This is a genomic window from Pseudomonas sp. p106 (assembly GCF_003936645.1).
Classification (GTDB): domain Bacteria; phylum Pseudomonadota; class Gammaproteobacteria; order Pseudomonadales; family Pseudomonadaceae; genus Aquipseudomonas; species Aquipseudomonas putida_E.
Genome location: NZ_RHQR01000007.1, coordinates 141,142 through 160,667 on the forward strand (window position 1 = coordinate 141,142; position 19,526 = coordinate 160,667).

17 protein-coding genes are annotated in these 19,526 nt (G+C 62.7%); 3 read left to right on the plus strand and 14 right to left on the minus strand.

The window, feature by feature from the left end:
• The first annotated feature begins 3 nt into the window (after positions 1–3).
• Positions 4–414 (plus strand): SDR family NAD(P)-dependent oxidoreductase, encoded by a 411-nt coding sequence (locus tag EGJ09_RS11335; protein ID WP_125923857.1) that lies wholly within the window; start codon positions 4–6, stop codon positions 412–414.
• On the opposite strand, the gene EGJ09_RS11340 is transcribed toward EGJ09_RS11335, so the two are convergent.
• The 14 genes from EGJ09_RS11340 to EGJ09_RS11415 all read right to left on the minus strand — a co-directional run bounded on the left by EGJ09_RS11340 (position 364) and on the right by EGJ09_RS11415 (position 18,082).
• Positions 364–1,188, minus strand: coding sequence for an SDR family oxidoreductase (locus EGJ09_RS11340; protein WP_125923858.1), 825 nt, complete (start codon positions 1,186–1,188; stop codon positions 364–366). The genes EGJ09_RS11335 and EGJ09_RS11340 overlap by 51 nt on opposite strands.
• Positions 1,189–1,337: 149 nt before the next feature.
• The gene (locus EGJ09_RS11350; RefSeq protein WP_046784810.1) at positions 1,338–1,802 is read right to left on the minus strand and encodes a hypothetical protein; all 465 of its coding nucleotides are present in this window, start codon (positions 1,800–1,802) and stop codon (positions 1,338–1,340) included.
• Between the two features lie 152 nt (positions 1,803–1,954).
• The gene (locus EGJ09_RS11355) at positions 1,955–3,409 is read right to left on the minus strand and encodes a mannose-1-phosphate guanylyltransferase/mannose-6-phosphate isomerase (RefSeq protein WP_125923859.1); all 1,455 of its coding nucleotides are present in this window, start codon (positions 3,407–3,409) and stop codon (positions 1,955–1,957) included.
• A gap of 37 nt (positions 3,410–3,446) precedes the next feature.
• Positions 3,447–4,094, minus strand: a complete 648-nt coding sequence (locus tag EGJ09_RS11360) for an alginate O-acetyltransferase AlgF (RefSeq protein WP_115273612.1) — start codon at positions 4,092–4,094, stop codon at positions 3,447–3,449.
• Positions 4,095–4,115: 21 nt separating this feature from the next.
• Positions 4,116–5,273 carry an alginate O-acetyltransferase gene (locus tag EGJ09_RS11365; RefSeq protein ID WP_046784812.1) on the minus strand — a complete coding sequence of 386 codons (1,158 nt, stop codon included), beginning with the start codon at positions 5,271–5,273 and terminating at the stop codon, positions 4,116–4,118.
• Between the two features lie 11 nt (positions 5,274–5,284).
• Complete coding sequence (locus EGJ09_RS11370; RefSeq protein ID WP_012312809.1) at positions 5,285–6,745, minus strand: MBOAT family protein; 1,461 nt, start codon at positions 6,743–6,745, stop codon at positions 5,285–5,287.
• Between the two features lie 215 nt (positions 6,746–6,960).
• A complete protein-coding gene (locus tag EGJ09_RS11375) occupies positions 6,961–8,064 on the minus strand; it encodes a mannuronate-specific alginate lyase (protein ID WP_012312810.1) in 1,104 nt (367 codons plus the stop codon).
• Positions 8,065–8,071: 7 nt separating this feature from the next.
• Positions 8,072–9,511, minus strand: a complete 1,440-nt coding sequence (locus EGJ09_RS11380; protein WP_115273613.1) for an alginate O-acetyltransferase — start codon at positions 9,509–9,511, stop codon at positions 8,072–8,074.
• 13 nt (positions 9,512–9,524) lie between these two features.
• Positions 9,525–11,084, minus strand: coding sequence for a mannuronan 5-epimerase AlgG (algG, locus tag EGJ09_RS11385; RefSeq protein ID WP_115273614.1), 1,560 nt, complete (start codon positions 11,082–11,084; stop codon positions 9,525–9,527).
• Between the two features lie 19 nt (positions 11,085–11,103).
• A complete protein-coding gene (locus EGJ09_RS11390; protein ID WP_115273615.1) occupies positions 11,104–12,582 on the minus strand; it encodes an alginate export family protein in 1,479 nt (492 codons plus the stop codon).
• A complete protein-coding gene (gene algK, locus EGJ09_RS11395) occupies positions 12,579–14,000 on the minus strand; it encodes an alginate biosynthesis TPR repeat lipoprotein AlgK (protein WP_119688304.1) in 1,422 nt (473 codons plus the stop codon). The genes EGJ09_RS11390 and algK overlap by 4 nt, the downstream gene beginning before the upstream one ends.
• A gap of 12 nt (positions 14,001–14,012) precedes the next feature.
• Entirely contained in the window at positions 14,013–15,179 is a 1,167-nt protein-coding gene (locus tag EGJ09_RS11400) for a PilZ domain-containing protein (protein WP_046784818.1), read from the minus strand.
• Positions 15,180–15,216: 37 nt separating this feature from the next.
• A complete protein-coding gene (alg8, locus tag EGJ09_RS11410) occupies positions 15,217–16,698 on the minus strand; it encodes a mannuronan synthase (protein ID WP_174142263.1) in 1,482 nt (493 codons plus the stop codon).
• A gap of 67 nt (positions 16,699–16,765) precedes the next feature.
• Positions 16,766–18,082: a nucleotide sugar dehydrogenase gene (locus tag EGJ09_RS11415; RefSeq protein ID WP_125923860.1), complete on the minus strand. Its 1,317-nt coding sequence runs from the start codon at positions 18,080–18,082 to the stop codon at positions 16,766–16,768.
• 341 nt (positions 18,083–18,423) lie between these two features.
• Between EGJ09_RS11415 and EGJ09_RS11420 the strand changes: the two genes are divergently transcribed.
• Both EGJ09_RS11420 and EGJ09_RS11425 read left to right on the plus strand, forming a co-directional pair.
• Complete coding sequence (locus tag EGJ09_RS11420; RefSeq protein ID WP_125923861.1) at positions 18,424–18,948, plus strand: hypothetical protein; 525 nt, start codon at positions 18,424–18,426, stop codon at positions 18,946–18,948.
• Between the two features lie 60 nt (positions 18,949–19,008).
• Positions 19,009–19,449, plus strand: a complete 441-nt coding sequence (locus EGJ09_RS11425; RefSeq protein ID WP_115273619.1) for a hypothetical protein — start codon at positions 19,009–19,011, stop codon at positions 19,447–19,449.
• Positions 19,450–19,526 lie beyond the last annotated feature (77 nt).

Sequence of the window (19,526 nt, forward strand, 5' to 3'; positions counted from 1 at the left end):
GCCATGCACCTCTCCCTCAATGGAAAGCGCGCACTCATCAGTGGCTCGATGGCAGGGCAGGGCCTGTCTACCGCCATAGACCTTGCCGCCGCCGGCGCCGAGGTCGTGCTCAACGACCGCACCCAGGCGTTGGTCGACGCTGCGCTGAAAGCGATACGTGAGCGCTTGCCCAAGGCACGGATCATTGGCGTTGCCGCTGACCTGGGCACCGAACAGGGCGTACAGGCGTTGCTGGAGCAGGTGCCGCATACCGATATCCTGGTCAACAACGGCACGCGGGACGTTGCCCGGCGCCTGCAGCGTCATTACGCCCGCGGCATGGCCGAGCGCAAATGGGGGCAGGTGATCCACCTGGGCGGTGAATCAGAGCGGTCGCAGCAGCCCGAAGCGTTTGCGCAGTACCCAGGCCAGTAACCGGCGTGGCAGCCAGCGTGCCAGTAGCGGCAACGCCGTACTGCCATTGCCCAGCCGCACCACCGCTGGCACAGGCGATTTGCGCGTGGCCGCCAGCAGCCCTTGGGCAAATTGCGCCGCGGATGTGGGCCGGTCTTGCGAGGCGCGGGCCCGCGCCTGGATATGCTCGCGCAGCGGCCACCACGGCGACTGCGCCGCTACCACCTGATCGGCCTGGCGCTGGGCATTGCTGGCGAATTGCGAGGCGATCGCCCCCGGTTGCACTTCCATCACCTGAATGCCGAAAGGCGCAAGCTCCAGGCGCAGGGCGTCGCTCAGTGCGTGCACGGCAGCCTTGGAGGCGCAGTAGGCGCCGGCGAACGGCGTGACCAGTACGCCCGATACACTGCCGATGTTGACCACCAGCCCACGCGCACGGCGCAGCAGCGGGAACAGTGCACCGGTTACACCGATCACGGCGAACACATTGGTTTCGAACTGTTGGCGCAGGGCGTCCACGCCGCCATCGAGCAGGGGGCCCATGGCACCGTAACCTGCGTTGTTGACCAGGATGTCGAGCGGGCCGTGGCGTGCTTCCAGCTCCTCGGCCAGGTGCTTCAGGCCCTCGGCGTCGTTGACGTCAAGCTGCCGGGCGGTGAAACCGGCGCCGGCCAGGTGTTCGACGTCTTCGGCTTTACGGGCGGTGGCCCAAACGTCGTGGCCGGCATCGCGAAAAGCCTCGGCCAGGGCGCGGCCGATGCCGCTGGAACAACCGGTGATCAGGACGGTGGGCATTGGGCAGGCCTGTGCTCAAAGTAAGTTATGTATAGGCTGGGCTGGCCCTATCGCCGGCAAGGCAGCTCCCAGAAGTACCCCGAACCTGCGGGCAGCGGTGAACCTGTGGCAGCCGGCTTGCCGGCGATAGGGCCAGAGCAGGCACCGTATCAGTTGGCGAATGTACCCTGTAGATGCTCGGCACGAAACTCCAGTGTCTGCGGCCGGTAGCCGGCGCGCAGTGGCGGCAGTGGCAGGCAATCGGTCCATTCTGCCCCAGGCTGCAGTTCGCCCGGCCCACGATAGCGCGGTGCGCTGTAGGTGTTTTCGGCCAGGTTGATGGTATCGCCCGGGGCATAGGCACCGACCCGCCAGCGCAGTTCTGTCAGCGGAGCCTTGTTGCCGTTTTTCATGTGTACCTTCAAGGCACGGTCGGCGGGGCATTGATCCGGGGCATAGGTCAGGCGCAGGTCAAGCCGCGCCAGTTGCGAAGCTTCGCGTGTGTCCTGCCAGACGACGAACAGCGCGACCAGCCCGAGGCCGCAGACAGCGGCCAGCGAGATCGGCAGGGCCTTGGCCGGGTAACGCAGCAGCAGTACCAGCCAGGTGAGGATGAGGAAGGCGCCGATGATCATGTGGTCCGATTCCCGTTCGAGTCTTCGGACATCTTGGAGCGGCCAGCTGCAAGCTGCAAGCGGCAAGCTGCAAGAGAAAAGCGGGTCGGCGGTGGCCCCACATCTGTAGGTACACCGCCGACCCGCTGTGCTTGTAGCTTGCAGCTCGTAGCTTACTGCGCGATGGTCTTCACCGATACGCCACGTTCGACGGGAGTGGACGTGCGCCCATACACATCCTCGAAGCGCTCGATATCATCCTCGCCCAGGTAGCTGCCGGACTGCACTTCGATGATCTCCAGCGGGATCTTGCCCGGGTTGCGCAGGCGGTGGACCGAGGCGATCGGGATATAGGTCGACTGGTTTTCGGTGAGCAGGAACACGTTTTCATCGCACGTCACCTCGGCGGTGCCCGATACCACGATCCAGTGCTCGGCCCGGTGGTGGTGCATCTGCAGCGACAGGCTGGCGCCCGGCTTGACGGTGATGTGCTTGACCTGGAAGCGGCCGCCCATGTCCACCGAATCGTAAGAGCCCCACGGGCGGTACACCTCAAGGTGGTTCTGGGTTTCGCTGCGGCCTTGCTCGTCGAGGGTCTTGACCATCTGCTTGACGCCCTGGACCTTGTCCTTGTGGGCGATCATCATCGCGTCCTTGGTCTCGACTACAACGATGTTTTCCAGGCCGATCACCGACACCAGCTTGCCATTGCCATGGATCATGCAGTTGCGGCTGTCCTGCACCACCACATCACCCTTGGTGACGTTGCCATTGGCGTCCTTGTCATGCACTTCCCACAGCGACGACCAGCAGCCGACGTCGCTCCAGCCAGCCGACATCGGCACTACGCAGGCGCGCTGGGTCTTTTCCATCACCGCGTAGTCGATGGAGTTGTCCGGGCAGCAGGCGAAGGTCGCTTCGTCGATGCTCAGCACATCATCTGTTTCGTCGCTGCGCTCCAGGGCCAGCACGCAAGTGTCATAGATGTCGGGCTCGTGCTTTTTCAGCTCTTCAAGGAAGCGGCTGGCGCGGAACAGGAACATGCCGCTGTTCCAGAAGTAGCCACCGGCCTGGACGAATTCGGCGGCGCGTTTTTCGTCGGGTTTTTCGACGAACTGCGCCACCCGGGCCACACCTTCGGGCAGCAGGGCGTCCTGGCTGGAGCGGATGTAGCCATAGCCGGTCTCGGGCTTGGTCGCCGGGACGCCGAACAGCACCATCTCGCCACGCTCGGCGGCCACGGTGGCCAGGGCCAGGGCACGTTGCAGGGCCTTCTGGTCGTCGATCACGTGGTCGGCCGGCAGCACCAGCATCAAGTCATCGCGCCCCTCGTTGACCAGCTTCATGGCGGCCATGGCCACCGCAGGGGCCGTGTTGCGGCCGAAGGGTTCCATCAGGATGCCCTGGGTTTGCAGTTTCAGCGCCGCGAGCTGTTCCTGGACGATGAACTTGTGGTCCTTGTTGCAGACCACGATCGGGGCGTCCATGCCTTCGAACACCAGGCGCTCGAGGGTTTGCTGGAACAGCGTGTGCTCACCGGTCAGGGCGAGGAACTGCTTGGGGAACTGCTTGCGCGACAAAGGCCACAGACGCGAACCGCTACCACCAGAAAGAATTACCGGGATCATGTTGTTTCTCCAATAAGGTCGTTAAAGAGGCAGAGGATCAGTTGGTGGACACTGGGCGGGTGACCCATACCGGCGACAGGCTGCTGCCCGAGCCGGTGACGTACAGCACGGCGGCTTCGCCGCGCTCCAGGGCGACGGGTTTGACGTCGCTGACTTTCTTGTCTCCTGCAAACAGGGCCAGGTTCACCTTGACCGGGTTGATCTCACGCTCGCCACGGCCTTTGGCAGCCACCGGAGTAACCACCTCGGTCTTGCCGTCAGCGGTCTTCAGGGCCAGCGCCTGATCGCTCAGGTTCTGTACACGCACCAGGGCTTTCTGCTTGTTCTTGAAAGGCGGTTCTTCGATCAGCTGCGGGTTGCCGCTGCCGTTGTTGACCAGGGTGTAGTACTTGTCTGCGGCGAGCTTGACCGGGACACTCTTGCCGGCGACCTGCGCGGTGTAGTCACCGCCCGGGAGGAAGCTGAAGTCGCTGCTGGCCTGGGCGCCGACCTGTTTGATCTGGGTGTTGCCGACGCTGGCGGCAGCCGGTGCAGGGGAGGCGTTGTACAGGCGCACGAAGGTCGAGCCTTTCGGTGCGGTCGGGCCATACAGGGCAGCGTCGGCGCCGGCGAATGCCTGCATCGAAGCCAACGACAGGCCTGCTGCGAGGGTGAGGGCTTTGGCAATGGAAGTCTTGGTAGTCATGTGCGTGTTCCTCTCTATCTATCAGTGGTCCGTCCGGTTGGACGACAGGGCCAGGTTTTCTTCGGATTTGCGGGTGTTCTTCAGTTGCGCGATCCACTGTGGATCGAAGCTGCTGAGGTCGTTTTTCATTGGCAGATAACGTTCGGGGAATTCCCACACCACAACCTGTGGCGCGGCGTTCTTGAAAGCATCGCTTTGCAGGTACTTGAGCATTGGCAGCAGGGGGCCGTGGCCGTCTTCGGCATAGTTGGCGACGTCGCTGCGCAGGGCCTGCTGCAGCGCGCCGAGGAAGTTCCAGTGCGGGTTGGCGCTGTAGCTGGTGCCGACCAGGGCGACCGGGATCTGGCTGTCGGCGAACAGGGCATCGCCCGCATCACCTTCGGCCTCGACCGGGCGCGTGCTGCGTTGCTGCAGGGTGTCCGGGCTGGGCAAGAGGTTGCTGAACAGCGGGTCCAGTGGCAGGAAGTTGGTCAGGTCGCCCTTGTACGGGGCGGTGTTGCCGGCCTCGGTGATGAACGTCTGGGGGTCGCCGTTGAGCAGGCTCTGGCGCCCGACCGCCTCGGCCACAGCCTGTGCGGCGACTTCAGCGCCCATCGGCGTCCAGTGGGTATCGGTGCGCAGGAAGACCTGGCCGCGGGCCTTGGCCTGTTCCATCGGGGCCATCAGGTCAGGGGCGAACACGTTGGCCTGACGGACCTGGGCATGGAACTGGTTGTACAGGTCGTCATGCAGGCTGGCTGGCGCCTCCTTGCCCACATACTCCGAGTAGACCCGCGCCTTGGCCGGCACGATCGCCAGCACCAGCTGGCTGCCGTGCTGTTGCAGGGTGTCGCGCACACCGCGGATCAGCGCCAGGTTTTCCTGCATGAGCTGGTCGGCACCGGCAGTCGGTTTGAACTCTTCGTCGCTGAACAGCCACTGGTCACGGCCCAGCACTACGCCCGGGCGGCCTTCGTTGAACAGCTTGTAATCCAGCGCGGCCCAGAGGTTGGTGCCCAGGCGCTTGATCGGGAACTCGTCGTCGTAGTGCGTCTCGGCGGCCTTGGCCAGCTTGCCGTTGAGCACGGTCATCTGTTCGGTGCGCTGGAAGCTTTGCAGGCCACCGGTGGACCAGGCGCCCATGCCTACCAGCAGGCCGATGAACGACAGGGAATAGGTGATGCGTAATGTCCGGGTCATGGTCATCAACCTCAGAACTGGAAGTAAAGGAACGGCGAGTAGCTCTGCGCCGAAAGCTTGAGGATCGAGGCCACGAACAGCAGCAGGATCAGGGCGCGGGTCATCACCCGGGTCCAGTCCAGGCCAAGCGAGCCGTCGGCATTGACCTGCGCCGGGGTGCGCATGGCTGCCGGCGGGGTGGCATTGCGGTAGAAGTCACGCAGGCCGAAGAACGCCAGGGTGATGTAGGCGATGACCAGCGTCGCCACCTGAAGCCCGGTGAGCTGGGCGCGGTTGAGTTCGGACAGCTGCCACTCGCCGAAGCTGAACATGGCGCCGTACATGCGGCCGGCCACCTCCAGGTTTTCGGCGCGGAAGATCACCCAGCCGACCACCACCAGCAGGAAGGTGAACGCCCACTTGACCGGGTTGAAGCGCTGCGGGTTGGTGTCCAGGCCCAGTGCGCGCTCGATTGCCAGCCACATGCCGTGCCAGGCGCCCCAGATGATGTAGGTGAAGTTGGCGCCGTGCCACAGCCCGCCCAGCAGCATGGTCAGGAACAGGTTGCGGTAGGTGTTGAAGGTGCCTTTGCGGTTGCCGCCCAGGGTGATGTACAGGTAGTCGCGCAGCCAGGTCGACAGGCTGATGTGCCAGCGGCGCCAGAACTCGGTGATCGACTGGCTGATGTAAGGCTGCTTGAAGTTCTCCATGAAGCGGAAGCCCATCATCAGCCCCAGGCCGATGGCCATGTCGCTGTAGCCGGAGAAGTCGAAGTACAGCTGCGCGGTGTAGGCCAGCGCACCGAGCCAGGCGTCACCGGTGGTCGGGTTCTGCAGGGCGAAGCAATGGTCGGCGACCACCGCCAGGGTGTCGGCGATGAACACTTTCTTGATGAAGCCCTGCATGAAGCGGGTGCAGCCTTCGGAGAACTTGTCCAGGGTGTGGGTGCGGTTGTTGAACTGGTCGACCAGGTCCTTGAAACGCAGCACCGGGCCGGCGATCAGGTGCGGGAAGATCGCCACGAACGCTGCGAAGTCGATCAGGTTGCGGGTGGCCGGGGTGTCGCCGCGGTACACATCGATGATGTAGCTGATCGACTCGAAGATGTAGAACGAGATACCGATCGGCAACAGCACGTGGGTGAGGATGAAGGGCTCAAGGCCGAACGAGCTGATGATCGCGTTGAGGCTGTCGACGCCGAAATTGGCGTACTTGAAGTAGCCGAGGATCGCCAGGTCCACGCCTACGCCCAGCAGCAGCCAGCGTTGGGCAGGCTTGGTACGCACGCCGGCGGCGCCGACTTTCAGGCCGATCCAGTAGTTCCACAGGGTGACACCGGCGAACAGGGCGAGGAAGTCCACCCGCCACCAGGCGTAGAAGATGTAGCTGGCGACCAGCAGCAGCAGGTTGCGATAGCGTTGCCCGCTCAGGTAGTACAGGCCGAGGAATATCGGCAAGAACAGGAACAGGAACACGTTGGACGAGAAGACCATCCCGGTTCTCCTAAATTGTTCACAGCATCCAGGGCAAAGCGCCCCCCAAACCCCCCAGTGAGAAACTGGAGGAAACCTTTGTTGCTTCAATACCGCTGGCGAGGGCTTGGCCCTCGTTCCGCGACGCGAGGCCGCTCCTACAGATTCAGCGCCGTCCTTGCAGGAGCGGCCTTGCGTCGCGATGGGCCGCAAAGCGGCCCCCATTCAGGCAACGCTCATTTCTTGGATTGCGCGCTCGGGTCATAGACCCGGGTCAGGTTGCCGCCCAGGCGGAAGCTGTCGAACGGCTGCATCCGGTGTTTGCGCTCAAGCGTGTCGCCCACGCACTGGTACAGCGCGCACCAAGGCTCGAGCCAGGCGTACTTGCCGTCGACCTTGAGGTCCTTCATGTCCTGTTTTTCACCCGCGCGCTCGGCGAAGTGGCGCGGGTCGCGGGCGCCGTACAGCACGCCTTCACCCAGGCGCTGCAGGGCAAAGTTGTTTTCGCTGCGCAGGTCCACGCCATTGGCCTTGGCAAAGCTTGCGATCATCGCCAGTGGCGGCAGGGCGTAGTTGTGGTAGGCCAGGGCACGCTGCTTGCGCTTGATTTCGTTGGGCAGGAAGCCTTGGTCGTCGATCTGGTTGGCGCCGACCTTGTATTCCTTCACCGCCCAGTCGAACAGGTCACGGCGGTCGGTGGCCACGGCGGTGGCCATCACCGACCAGGCCGCCCAGTAGCTGTGGTTGTTGATCTTCTCCAGCGGCAGGTTGCTCCAGTCGCGCACGGTCTGCTCGGCGAGGCGGGCGAACCACTTCTCGATCAGCTCGGCCTCGGCCTGGTGTGCTGCCAGTGGCTGCGAATTGGAGAACTTCAGGCGCAGCCACGAGCCGCTCATGCTGCCCAGCGCCCATTTGCGCATGGACTTGCCGGTGTGGTTGTAGTTGGTGGACATCAGCGCATCGGCGCGCGCCCAGGTGCCCAGCCAGGTCAGGGTGCAGTCCAGTTGTGCCGGGCGGCCGTCACGCATGTACTGGTTGACCATCTTGGCGACACCACGCTCAAGGGTGGTGATGTCTTTGGTGGAGTCGCGGAAGGCTTGTTCCGAGTCCCGGTTCAGGGTCGCCCGAGCCTTGTCCGAGCCTTCGTACTTGCTGCGAAATTGCAGCGCGCCCGTGAAAGGTTTGGGCGCAGATTCGCAGCGGAAGTTGCCGTCGCTGGTCTTGATCTTTTCAATCCCCTCGTAATAACCCTGGGGCGGTACCAGCGCGGCATGCGCGGCACCTCCGTACAGGGCCAGAACGAGCAGGGCCGGGCTGAAGATTCGCTTGAATGCAGTCATGATCGCCTCACTGGCCGGCTTGCGCGGTTTGCGCGGGCACGGCGTAGTTGTTGCGTTTGCAGAGCTTGGCCTCGACCTTCTGGGTGCCGCTTTCTGGCCCCTGGACTTCCAGGGCCAGCAGGTTCTGGCTGGCCCAGTCCTCGTCTTCACGCATCTGGAAGACGAAGCGGCCATTGGTGTCGGAGGTTTCCGGCTTCTCGATCTTGATGTCCTCGTGGCGCCCGTTGAGGTACCAGAGGGTGGCTTGCAGCACCTTGACCGAAGGGTCTTCGAACTTGATGTCCATCTGCAGGTTGCGGTTGACCAGGTCCTTGATCACGCCGCCCTTGCCGTTGACCATCAGCTCGTTCTTGCCGGGCTTGAGGGTGCTGCTGGCGCTCATCAGTGCCGGGCGCGCGTCACAGCCATCGTCGAGCAGAGCGAGGATCTGCCGCCAGATGGTTTCCTGGTCCAGGCGATACAGCGGCGAGAATTCCCAGATGAGGATCTTCGGTGGATTGTTCTGGAATTCCTCGCTGCCCAGGTACTCGATCATCGAGCCTTCCAGGCCGCCGCCAGGGAAGGCGACGTTGAGCACGTCGGCGCCGATGTACTGCTCGAGGAAGCCCGAGAAGTTGTAGTTCTTGCCGCTGTGGCTGGTGCCGACCAGGGTGATCTGGGCGTTACCGCTGTCGCCGAACAGATCGTCGCCGCCGCTGGCGCCTTTCGGTTCGGTGGCGAACTGGTCCATGTACTGCACGGCGTAGCTGGTGCCGCACAGCTGCCCGGCAACGTTGTGCAGGGTGCCGGTCTTGCCCATGCGCCCGGACTTGTGGGTCTCGAATTCCTTGCGCGGGATACCTTCGAAGGCCGGCATCTTGTGTACGGTGTCGGCCACGATCCTGGCTGCACGTTCGGCGCCGTAAGGCGTCCAGTGCTGGTCACCACGGAAGTAGAAGTCCTTGCCCTGCTCGGCGGCCGCCAACTGTTCGTTGGTCAGCGGCGACAGGTCCGGCACGTTGTAGCCCATGCCGGCGAAGCGCTTGAGCATGGCCTGGTAGTTGCCCAGGGCCTTCTGGTAATCGAAGGCGGCTTTCTCGGCCGGGTTGAGCATGTTGCGATTCACCAGGCCTCGGGTGGGCTGGTACACCACCACCAGTTCCACACCACGCTTCTTGAACGCGTCGTGCACTTGCTGCAGGCGCTTGTAGCCTGCAGGTGTGGTGCTGAACTCGGTACGCAGGTCTTCGCGGGTACGGAACAGCCAGTCGCCCTTGGCTTGTACCAGCGTGGTGAAGTTCTGCTGGTAGCGTGTGGTGTAGCGGCTGGCGTCGTGTGCCTCGGGGCACAGCTGGCAGCAAGGCTCGGCAGTAAAGGTCGGCGCCTTGACCTCGTCGGCGCGCACGCCCTGGCTGATGGCCAGGAGGGCGGCGGACAGGCCCAGCAGTTTCATCAAATGTGGGGTCATGGTCTGGGCTTCCTTAATCGATCATTTCGGTCTGGCGTTCGACCGGGTCGATCAGCACGGCCTTCTGCTGGCGCACCAGCAGGTCGAGGATTTCGTCCTGGCGCTCGCCCAGGATGCCGTTGAGGCTGATGCCGTTGGATTTGCGCGGGGCGAGCATGGAGACTTTGTAGAGCTCCACCGACAGCGGCGAATCGATCGAAAGAGGCCCCGAGCCGTTGGCCGCCAGCTCACCGCCGACCACGATCAGCGAGACCTTGGTGTCGAACGGGTCGAGGGCGATGTCACGGTCGGTGTCGGACAGGTCCTTGATGTGCCCGTACACGCCAACCAGGCCATTGGCCATGGCGACGTTCTCGTACAGGCGGATGTTGACGCTGTTGCGCACGCGGATGCCGTGGCGACGGTTGTTGATCAGCTTGTTGCCCCAGATCAGGTTGTCACCGCTTTCGTACAAAGTGATGCCGTCGGTGTGGTTACGGTAGATTTCGTTGTAGGCGATCAGGTTGTTGACGCTGTTACGGTCGATCACCACGCCCGACAGCTTGTTGTCGTAGCTCTTGTTGTTGATGATCCAGCTGTCGTTGACCTCACGCGAGACGATGATCCCGTGCTTTTTCTTGGTGCCATACACCGTGTTGCCGGCGATGATCAGGCGGTGCGAACGGTCGTGCGGGTCGATGCCGTAGACGATGTTGTCGCGGTAGGTGCTGTCCTTGACCACGAAGTCCTGGGTCTCGTAGCAGTAGAACCCGTACCACATGTCGCTGAATTCCGAGCCGATGATCCAGCCGGTGGGCTCCGGGCGGCCCATGCGCTTGGCCATGTTCGGGGTGTACTGCGAGATGCTCACACCGTACGACTTGGACTTGGCATAGCCAAAACTGGCCATCTTGGTGTTGACGATGTACGTCTCGGTGCCGCCCCACGACAGCAGGAACGGGCGGAATTCATTGGGCGAGCGGAAGGTCGCCGGGCCGTTGTCCTTCTCGCGCCAGCCAGTGACCTGGGTGTCGCTGACGAACAGTTTGCCGTCATTGACCAGGAACGCGCCGCCCTCCTGGGACAGGCGCAGTTGCTTGACCTTGCCGTCGATCTCGAGGATGCCCTTGTGCCCGACCACGATCGGCAGGCGCGCCAGGTAAACACCTGGCTCGACTTCGCTGAGGTACTGCTTGGGCACCTTCTTGCTCAGTTCGACCAGGTCGACATGGCCGTCATCGACGAAGATCGCCTGGGGGATGCCGTGCTGGCGTTGTACCCACTCGGCAGCCTTGTTGTCGCCGCCGATGAATTCCTTGAGCGATTCTTCCTGCAGCATGCGGCGCACGCTGACCTTGCCCTTGTGGCTGCGGTCGATCTTTTTCTGCACAGCGGCGGCGGTGTAACCGCTCAGATCGGGAAGCTTGGGCGGGTCCATGTGCAACGGCTCGGTCGGTGCGCTGGACACGGTGTAGGTCTTGGCATGCTGCAGCTCCTTGGCGATCACCGCAGGTTCTGCGGCGACGGCCAGGCCTGAGGCCAGCAGCAGAGCGCTGGCCAGAAGGCTGTGACGTAAGTGCGGGTGAAGGTTCATTGCAGGTCCTCTACCGGCCTTAGAAGCGCCAGATCACGTCGACGAAGGCGCGGTGCATGTAGGAGTCCGCTTCCTTGCCATAGGCATCGCCGGGCTTGAACACACCGGCGCGCAGGCGCACCAGCGCGGACGGCTCGTCGATCGCCTGGCTCATCGAAGCAGGCAGCAGGCCCTGCTTGAAGTACTTGGTGACGACCACGTCCATTTCCTGGCCCAGGTCTTTCTCGCCGTTGACCAGCGGGCGGCTCACGCCGTTGTCGTTGACCGCGGCGTTGATGCCGCTGGAGCCGATGTTCTGCGAACCGTCGACACGCCAGAACTTGTGGTAGATGAAGCTGGCGTCGTAGTCCTCGCGCAGTTGCCAGGAGGCGAACAGGGTGGCCGCCTGCAGGTTGCCCAGCTCGCCGCGGAAGGCCTCGCCGAAGCGGTGCACGCGCGAACGGGTACCGGTGAAGTTGGAGCGGTTGCTCTCAAGGCCGGTCTGCTCGAAGTTGCTCGAACCGTCGTCGCCACCACCGCCGCTGCCGCGGGCATAGGCCGCGCCAACCTGCCAGTTCGGGTCCAGGCGCAGGCGGATGCCCAGGTCGGTGGCCCAGGCGTTGACGTCGCCGCTCTGCTTGCCGACGACGACCTGGTCGTCACCGACCAGCTGGCTGTTGAGCTTGTCGCGATCACCGGTCAGCCAGGTCAGGCTGCCCCAGTAGTTGACGGTGTGGTCGTTGCGCCAGTTGTAGGCGTCGCTGTTGGCTTCCAGGCCCAGCCAGGTGAGGTCGCCGGTGCGAGTCTTGTCCAGTGCGTCGATGGTTTCGCCCGGGCTTTTCAGGCTGCCGCTGTCATGGGTGTGGTGGGCGCGCAGGCCGACCCAGTGGCCGGGTGTCCACTGCGTGGCGACGTTACCGTAGATGTGCGTACGGTCTTCGTCTTCCGGGGCCAGCTCGGTCAGGTCGGTGCGGTATTCGCTGAAGCGTTGGGCCACACCCAGGTCAGCCTTGAGCAAGGTGGTGTCGAAGGTCCAGTTCAACGCTTCGATGTTGGTGTCGCGCCACATGCCGTCGTCGCTGCGCAGGCGTTGGCGACCAAGGCGCAGCTGCTCGCCCGGGTAAGCCGTGAGGCCGCTGTAGCCGACCCAGAACTCGCGCATGGCCAGGTAGCTTTTGTCGGGTTGGCGGCTGTCGTCACCGGTGTCGGTGGTGGTGCCGTCATCGTTCTGGCGCAGGGTGTCGGTTTCGATGGTGTCTGTGGCAGCAACGGCCTGGCCCATGGCGAAGGCACTCCAGTTGCCGCGCTCGCCGTATACCCAAGGGCGCAGGTCAAGGCCCAGGCCGTTGACGTCACCGCCGGAGCGGGTGCCCAGGTCGCGATCGTCTTCCGACTGGCCGGTGATCTTCACATCCAGGCCGAAGTTTTTCTGGGCGGTCATGTCGGCCAGGGTCGGGCAGGACCACAGCAGGGCGAAGCTCAGGCCGATGCCGGCTTTCACGAAGGGATTGAGCGTCATAGCGAGTCCTCACCGTCTACTTCTTTTTCGTCGTCTTGCAGGGCCTCGAGGGCCAGGGTGCCGCCTTGGGCCATGCTGCCGCGAGCCTGCTTTTCCTGCGTCAGCAGGCTTTGTGCCTGGCTGCGCTGGTCAGGCGTGAGCTGCTGGTCGAGTTGCTGCAGCAGCTCGGTGGACTGCGGCGTCGGGTTGGCCTGCGAAAGCTGGGCGAATACCCAGGCGTTGCCAGGTTGTGGGCGAATGCCATGGCCTTCGCTGAACAGCTGGGCAAGGGCATAGTCGGCACTGTTCTGGCCGCCGCGGGCTGCGCTGAGCAGGTGATCGACGGCCTTTTGCGGCTCGACGTTGCCCAGGTAGCCACGGCGATACAGCTGGCCAAGGTAGTAGTGGGCGCTGACTTCGCCGGCCTCGGCAGCTGCCTGCAGGTGGTGTTCGGCCTTTTCGGCATCGGCGGGCAAGGTCTTGCCTTCGTAGTACAGGCGGCCCAGCAACAGTTCGGCACGCGGCTGTTCGGCTTCGCGGCCCTTGTCGATGTAGGCCATCAGCTGGTCGGTGTCGCCCAGTTCCGGGAAGTCGTAGACCAGTTGCGCCAGGCTCACCCAGGAAGCCGGATTGGCCGGGGCGACCTGTTCCAGCAGCGCTTTGGCGGTTTTTTCGTCAGTCTGGCCCAAGCTACGGTCGGCCAGTACACGGGCAACGCTGTCGACCCGAGTGGCAGGCACCGCACCGCGGGCATAGGCGGACTTGAGCTGGCCGAGCAGGGCGGCTTGCTGGTCGGCCTGGCCGCGCTTCTGGTACACGGTGGCCAGCTCGACATAGCAGATGTCGCTGGTGTTCAGCGCAGCCTTGCAGATCTTCTCGACTTCACCCAGGTGCTGGTCGTAGGTGCCCTGGGTGCGATACAGCAGCACCTGGGCCAGGCCCGCTTCCGGGTTGCCGGCAGCGCGCCACTGGTCGATCTGCTGCTGGGCATTGATGTTGGGGAAACTCTGCGGGTAGGTCAGGTAGAGCATCGCCAGCGGGATCAGGGTATTGCCTTGGCCCTGCTTGGCGGCGAGCTTGAGCAGGGCCTGGGCTTCTTCGCGTTCGGCCTGGGTGCTGTCGGGCTTGGCCACCAGCAGGCGGCCGAGGCGTGCCTGGGCGCGTGGCGAGGTTGCCGCCGCAGCGCGATAAGTGGCCTCAGCTTCCTTGAGCTGCGAAGGGTCGCGGGTAGCGACTTTGATATCGGCCAGGCCTACTTGTGCGTCGCTGTAGCCCAGGTCAGCCAGGGCCTTGTAGTTGCGCTCGGCCAGCGCGGTGTCACCGCGCTTGAGGGCTTCGTTGGCCAGGCGCTGGTCAGGCAGGCCCGCACAGCCTGCCAGGGCGATCGCCGCGGCCAGGGCACAGAGGCCCAGGCTTGCGCTTTTCTTGTGGGGAATCATCGTTTGATCCTCTTACAGCCCACGGGCCACAGCTTTGTCGATCAGCCAGTTGAGCGAAGGGCCACGGTCGCTGCTGACCGATGCCGGGCGCCCGGCCAGCTCGGCAGGCAGGCCGCCGTCTGGTTTGATCTGCACGCGGATGTCGGAGGCCAGGTTTTCGCTGTCGAGGCTGGCGCTGCTGACGATCTGGCCGGTGCGCACTTCGGTTTCGCCCGCCACCTGGAAGTTGACGCGGGTACCTGGCTTGACTTCGTCGAACTGGCGGTAGCTGAAGCGTGCCTCGACCATCGGGTTGCTGGTACGCGGGATCAGCTGGAAGATCGGCTGGCCCTTGGCGGCGTACTGGCCATCGTCCACCAGCTGGCGGGCAACTACGCAATCGCAGGGGCTGGTGAGGGTGCCGGAGAGTTGCTTGCCGAACAGTTCCTCGACCTTGGCCGGCTCCAGCTGCGAGTCGTCCAGGTGGCCTTTGAGCATGTCCAGCATGCTGGTGCTGAAGCTTGCCAGCGGCGCGCCCTTGACCACCATGCCACCAGGCTCGACCAGGCTGTTGACGGTGCCGTCACGCGGCATGGTGATATTGGTGGTCGGCACCGCGACCACGCCGGCTTCGGCGTGGCTGACGAAGTACATGCCGTACAGCGATTTGGCGACGAAGCCGAAGGCGGCTACACCAACGACGAACACCCCGAGGGTCACGGTCACTGCCTTGAGGCGGCCGAAAGCGGACAGGCCAGAGCCGCCGTCCTTCTGTTTGCGCGCCTTGGTGAAGTTGTCGCGCTGCAGGGTGCTGAGCACGTCGCCGACGCTGATCAGTTCACCCGAAAGGTGGCTGGTGATGATGTGGCGCAGGGTGGCGATGTCGCGGGGTTCGAGGTTCTGGAACTGCGCACCGGTGCGGCCATCGCTCGGGTTGCAGGAGCGCACCTGAAACTCGATGTCCATCGACAGGCCCAGGTTGTCGACCACGAACTGCAAGCGCCCGCGCAGTACCTGGCCGACCTGCAGCGGCTGCTTGGCGTAAAAACTCAAGCCGCCAGCGGACAGGTCTTCGACCTTCACCTCATGGGTCTGGCGTTCGCCATCCAGGTAGCGCAGCTTGGCCGGGATGCGCACCCGGGCGTGCTGGCGCTGGGCTTCGGACTCATGCACGACATTGACGTTCACGGCGGTATTCATGGTGGTTTGTTCCTGTTAGTTCCGATCCGGGTTGGGCTCACACGACCATGAACAGCACAGCGACGAAGATGCTGGCAGCCGAGAAGGTCATGGTCCGCGAGGACCAGGTGTTGAACCATTGTTGAAAACTGGCGAGGTCGCGTTTCAGGGCAGTCGGTTGACGGGTCCAGGACTGCTTGTCGAGGCGGAAGAACACGTAGATCTTCATCAGTGCGCCGACGATCTGGTTGTAATAGAGGATCAGCGGATAGGCCGGGCCGACGTTGTGCCCCGAGCACAGCAGCATGATGGTGAGGATCAGGCGGGTGATGCCGATCCACAGCAGGTACACCAGCAGGAAGCCGAGGCCGAACTTGAGGCTGGCGATCACGGCCACGGTCAGGCCCAAAAGGCTGGTCCACATCGACACGCGCTGATCGAACAGCACGATGCTGGTGAACAGCCCCAGGCGGCGCATGCCCAAGCCCAGCGCGCGGGAGTTCTGCCGCAGGTTGTTGCCGTACCAGCGGTACATCAGCTTGCGGCTGGCCTTGAGGAAGCTCTTCTCCGGCGGGTGCTCGACCGTGTTGATGGCGGCGTCCGGCACGTAGAAGGTGTCGTAGCCAAGGCGCATCAGGCTGAACCAGCTGGACTTGTCGTCCCCGGTGAGGAACTTGAAGCGGCCCAGGCGCCAGTGCATCAGCGAGTCGCTTTCGACGTCGGCGATGAACTCGGGGTTGGTCACCACGCTGGCACGGAACATCGACATGCGCCCGGTCATGGTCAGCACGCGCTTGCTCAGGGCCATCGAGCACATGTTGATGTGGCGCTGGGCGAAGCGCAGCTTGTGCCACTCGCTCATGATGTAGCCACCGCGCACTTCGCAGAACTCGTTGGTGGTCAGGCCACCGACGTTCGGGTACAGCTTGAACCACGGTACGGTCTTGCGAACCACGCCTTCGGCCAGCACGGTGTCGCCGTCGATCACCGCGACAACGGCGTTCTCATCCGGCAGCATCCGCGAGATGGCGCGAAAGCCGTACGCCAGGCCATCACGCTTGCCGGTCCCGGCGATGCGCACGATGTCCAGCTTCACGTGGGCGGGCGGGTTGTATTTGGCCCACAGGCTCTTTACCAGCAGTTCATCGGACATTTCCACCAGCGAACAGACCACGGTGGTGGGGAAGCCGCAATCGATCGCTTCACGGATCACCGAGCTGTACACCTGGGCAGTGGTCAACGCTTCGATGCGAAAGCTGGTGACCATCAGGTACACGTGCGACGGGTCGGCCGCGCTGCCCATCTTCTGCACCTTGCGGCGCAGGTAGGGGTACACGCCGTATAGGAAGATCATGCCGCGAATGAAATGGGTGGCGCCCATGGAGTAGCGCCAGATGCCGACTGCGCCGACCAGGAAGATGAAGTGCTTGGACTGTGAGTCGAAGATTTCGGCCGGCAAGGCCAGGGCGATCAACATGAGCAGGCTCATGTAGAGCAGCCAACCGGCGCACTGCAGCAGCACTGTCTGTAGCCTTTGCATGTTCAGCATCCGTCGAGAATTCTGGGAAAAGGGCAGCGCAGGAGGCCTGCGCTGCCTGGCTGCTGGCTTACCAGCAGATGCCTTCGGTACGGCTGGTGTTGCAGGTCGGTTTGTTCATGAAACCGACCAGGTCGATCACTTGCTTGCCTTCTGGCGCTTGTTCGGCCAGGGCGCGGAACTGCTCGTCACGGTTGCCCAGGACGATGATGTCGGCGTTGTCGATGACCTTCTGGAAGTTGGCGTTGAGCAGCGACGAGACGTGCGGGATCTTCGACTCGATGTACTCTTTGTTCGCGCCGTGAACACGGGCGTACTCGACGTTCTCGTCGTAGATGTCCAGTTGGTAGCCTTTGCCGATCAGGCGCTCGGCCAACTCCACCAGCGGGCTTTCACGCAGGTCGTCGGTACCGGCCTTGAAGCTCAGGCCCAGCAAGGCGACCTTGCGCTTGTCGTGGGCTTCGATCAGTTCGAAGGCGTTCTGCACCTGCGATTCGTTGCTGCGCATCAGCGAGTCGAGCAGTGGCGCCCGTACGTCGAGGCTGGCGGCACGGTAGGTGAGGGCGCGCACGTCCTTGGGCAGGCACGAGCCGCCGAAGGCGAAGCCAGGGCGCATGTAGTACTGCGACAGGTTCAGCACCTTGTCCTGGCAGACCACGTCCATCACGTCGCGGCCATCGACGCCGACCGCCTTGGCGATGTTGCCGATTTCGTTGGCGAAGGTGACCTTGGTGGCGTGCCAGACGTTGCAGGTGTACTTGATCATCTCGGCGACTTCGATCGGCTTGCGGATGACCGGTGCATCGAGTTCTTCGTACAGGCTTTGCAGGACGTCGCCGCTGGCGCTGTCCAGTTCGCCGATGACAGTCATCGGTGGGTGGTCATAATCCTTGATCGCGGTGCTTTCACGCAGGAACTCGGGGTTGACCGCGACGCCGAAGTCGACGCCGGCTTTCTTGCCCGAGCAGTCTTCGAGAATCGGGATGACCACGTTCTTGACCGTGCCTGGCAGCACGGTGCTGCGCACCACGATGGTGTGGCGGCGAGTGGTGTCACGCAGGACGTAGCCGATTTCGCGGCAGACCGACTCGATGTATTCCAGGCCCAGGTCGCCATTTTTCTTGCTTGGGGTACCGACGCAGATCATCGACACGTCGCTGGCGCGGATGGCCTCGGCGAAGTCGGTGGTGCCACGCAGGCGGCCGTTGGCGATGCCCTGCTGCAGCAGTGCTTCCAGGCCAGGTTCGACGATGGGCGACTTGCCCTGGTTGATCAGGTCGATCTTGGTGCTGGACACGTCCACACCAATCACGTCATGGCCTCGCGCCGTCAGGCAGCCTGCACAGACCGCACCCACATAACCCAAACCAAAGATGCTGATACGCATCGCTATCACCTCATGTGTTTATCACGCCAGCTCTTCCGGGAAGAGCCGGACCGGGTTGATTAACAACAGTTTTAGGGCGCACGGATCCCATGGCGAATGCACACTTCACCGAGCGCAGGCATGAATAAATCCGGAGCGCACAACGTTGTGCACTCAAAGTTGGCAGTCAAAGGCCAGTAATTAATAGGCGTGCCCTGAAATGCAGCCGTCTTTATTGCAAAGCGCTACTTGGCGCGTTGCTGTGCTTGTTCTTTCAAGTGGAAAAATCCTTTGAAATCAACCACTAGGACGATTCTTTAGGGGCGCGTCTCTCCTGCTGGGCAGGGCCTACGGGAGTACCCGTGGCATCTGTTAAAAGTTTCGGAGCCGCTATTGGTTCGCGGCTGCTTGTCATCTGTAAGTCATCTCTCACACCGCACAGGCATGAAATTCGTTACGGCACTATGAGCGATGCGTCACAGAAGAAGTTCCTGGGTGGGTTTCGCCTCGATGAAAGATTTCTAAATAATTCTTCAGTGGCGAATACTTTCAAACTGATAGCACGCCTCAGGCGCACCCCTGTATATAAAGGGCGAAATCCGGGTGAGATATTTTTGTGCCAGCACCGAAAAATTTTTTTCAAAATTCGTCAAAAAACTACGAATGGGCTTATGACGGTTTGCGATAACGGCTCGTATGCCGATTTTTTGGCGCTGGTTTGTTGGCATGGTGGCTGCGTGATCCCTGCTTCAGTGTGGTGCGGGTTCACATTCAGAAATATTCAAAGCCATGCGAAAGCTAAGGTTTTTCCGGGGCTGGTCGTTAACACCCTTGGACGCCCCTATTCGGAGCTGTCCATGAACGACGGAGCGTCTTGGGCAGCCTGAGGCCACTGGCCATCAGGGGCGTCTCATCCTTAATCACATGGAAGAGACGAGATCACGCTAATGAAAAAGACATCGCAGATTGTGCTTGCCACCGTATCGCTGCTTGCTGCCGGCCTGGCGCAGGCGGGGCCGCCGGTTGAGGTGACCATCAAAAATCTCGGCGCTCAGCCCGCAGTCATGAAACTGGTGACCTCAAATGAGACCAGTAGCTATCAGATCGCCAACCCTAAACCCTCCAATACGATTCCAGCCTCATCTTCCACCTTCATGCGCGTGCAGCGGTTGGTAAGCCCGGACGTAAATGGTGCGATGGTGCGCTACACCATTGGCAGCAAGACGTGTGCTTTTGGCACCACATTTCAGATGCGTATGTTACCGGGGGGAATCAAGCAGCCCCAGTGGACCAAAACTGCAACGCCAAGTGGCGGGGCAACGTGCACGGCGACTATTACGAGTACATCCGCTGACTTCGCATGGAAAGTTGAATTCACGATGAGGTGAGTGGCGTTTCAGTCTGCTTCTCAACGTCTGCACTTTGCCGGTATGCGCCGGCGAAGTGTAATTGAAGTATTTGTGCG

What these genes read in the sequence shown, in the direction of transcription:
- EGJ09_RS11335 (WP_125923857.1), top strand. Translation starts at nt 4, where the DNA reads ATGCACCTCTCCCTCAATGGAAAGCGCGCACTCATCAGTGGCTCGATG.
- EGJ09_RS11340 (WP_125923858.1), bottom strand. Translation starts at nt 1,188, where the DNA reads ATGCCCACCGTCCTGATCACCGGTTGTTCCAGCGGCATCGGCCGCGCC.
- EGJ09_RS11350 (WP_046784810.1), bottom strand. Translation starts at nt 1,802, where the DNA reads ATGATCATCGGCGCCTTCCTCATCCTCACCTGGCTGGTACTGCTGCTG.
- EGJ09_RS11355 (WP_125923859.1), bottom strand. Translation starts at nt 3,409, where the DNA reads ATGATCCCGGTAATTCTTTCTGGTGGTAGCGGTTCGCGTCTGTGGCCT.
- EGJ09_RS11360 (WP_115273612.1), bottom strand. Translation starts at nt 4,094, where the DNA reads ATGACTACCAAGACTTCCATTGCCAAAGCCCTCACCCTCGCAGCAGGC.
- EGJ09_RS11365 (WP_046784812.1), bottom strand. Translation starts at nt 5,273, where the DNA reads ATGACCCGGACATTACGCATCACCTATTCCCTGTCGTTCATCGGCCTG.
- EGJ09_RS11370 (WP_012312809.1), bottom strand. Translation starts at nt 6,745, where the DNA reads ATGGTCTTCTCGTCCAACGTGTTCCTGTTCCTGTTCTTGCCGATATTC.
- EGJ09_RS11375 (WP_012312810.1), bottom strand. Translation starts at nt 8,064, where the DNA reads ATGACTGCATTCAAGCGAATCTTCAGCCCGGCCCTGCTCGTTCTGGCC.
- EGJ09_RS11380 (WP_115273613.1), bottom strand. Translation starts at nt 9,511, where the DNA reads ATGACCCCACATTTGATGAAACTGCTGGGCCTGTCCGCCGCCCTCCTG.
- algG (WP_115273614.1), bottom strand. Translation starts at nt 11,084, where the DNA reads ATGAACCTTCACCCGCACTTACGTCACAGCCTTCTGGCCAGCGCTCTG.
- EGJ09_RS11390 (WP_115273615.1), bottom strand. Translation starts at nt 12,582, where the DNA reads ATGACGCTCAATCCCTTCGTGAAAGCCGGCATCGGCCTGAGCTTCGCC.
- algK (WP_119688304.1), bottom strand. Translation starts at nt 14,000, where the DNA reads ATGATTCCCCACAAGAAAAGCGCAAGCCTGGGCCTCTGTGCCCTGGCC.
- EGJ09_RS11400 (WP_046784818.1), bottom strand. Translation starts at nt 15,179, where the DNA reads ATGAATACCGCCGTGAACGTCAATGTCGTGCATGAGTCCGAAGCCCAG.
- alg8 (WP_174142263.1), bottom strand. Translation starts at nt 16,698, where the DNA reads ATGCAAAGGCTACAGACAGTGCTGCTGCAGTGCGCCGGTTGGCTGCTC.
- EGJ09_RS11415 (WP_125923860.1), bottom strand. Translation starts at nt 18,082, where the DNA reads ATGCGTATCAGCATCTTTGGTTTGGGTTATGTGGGTGCGGTCTGTGCA.
- EGJ09_RS11425 (WP_115273619.1), top strand. Translation starts at nt 19,009, where the DNA reads ATGAAAAAGACATCGCAGATTGTGCTTGCCACCGTATCGCTGCTTGCT.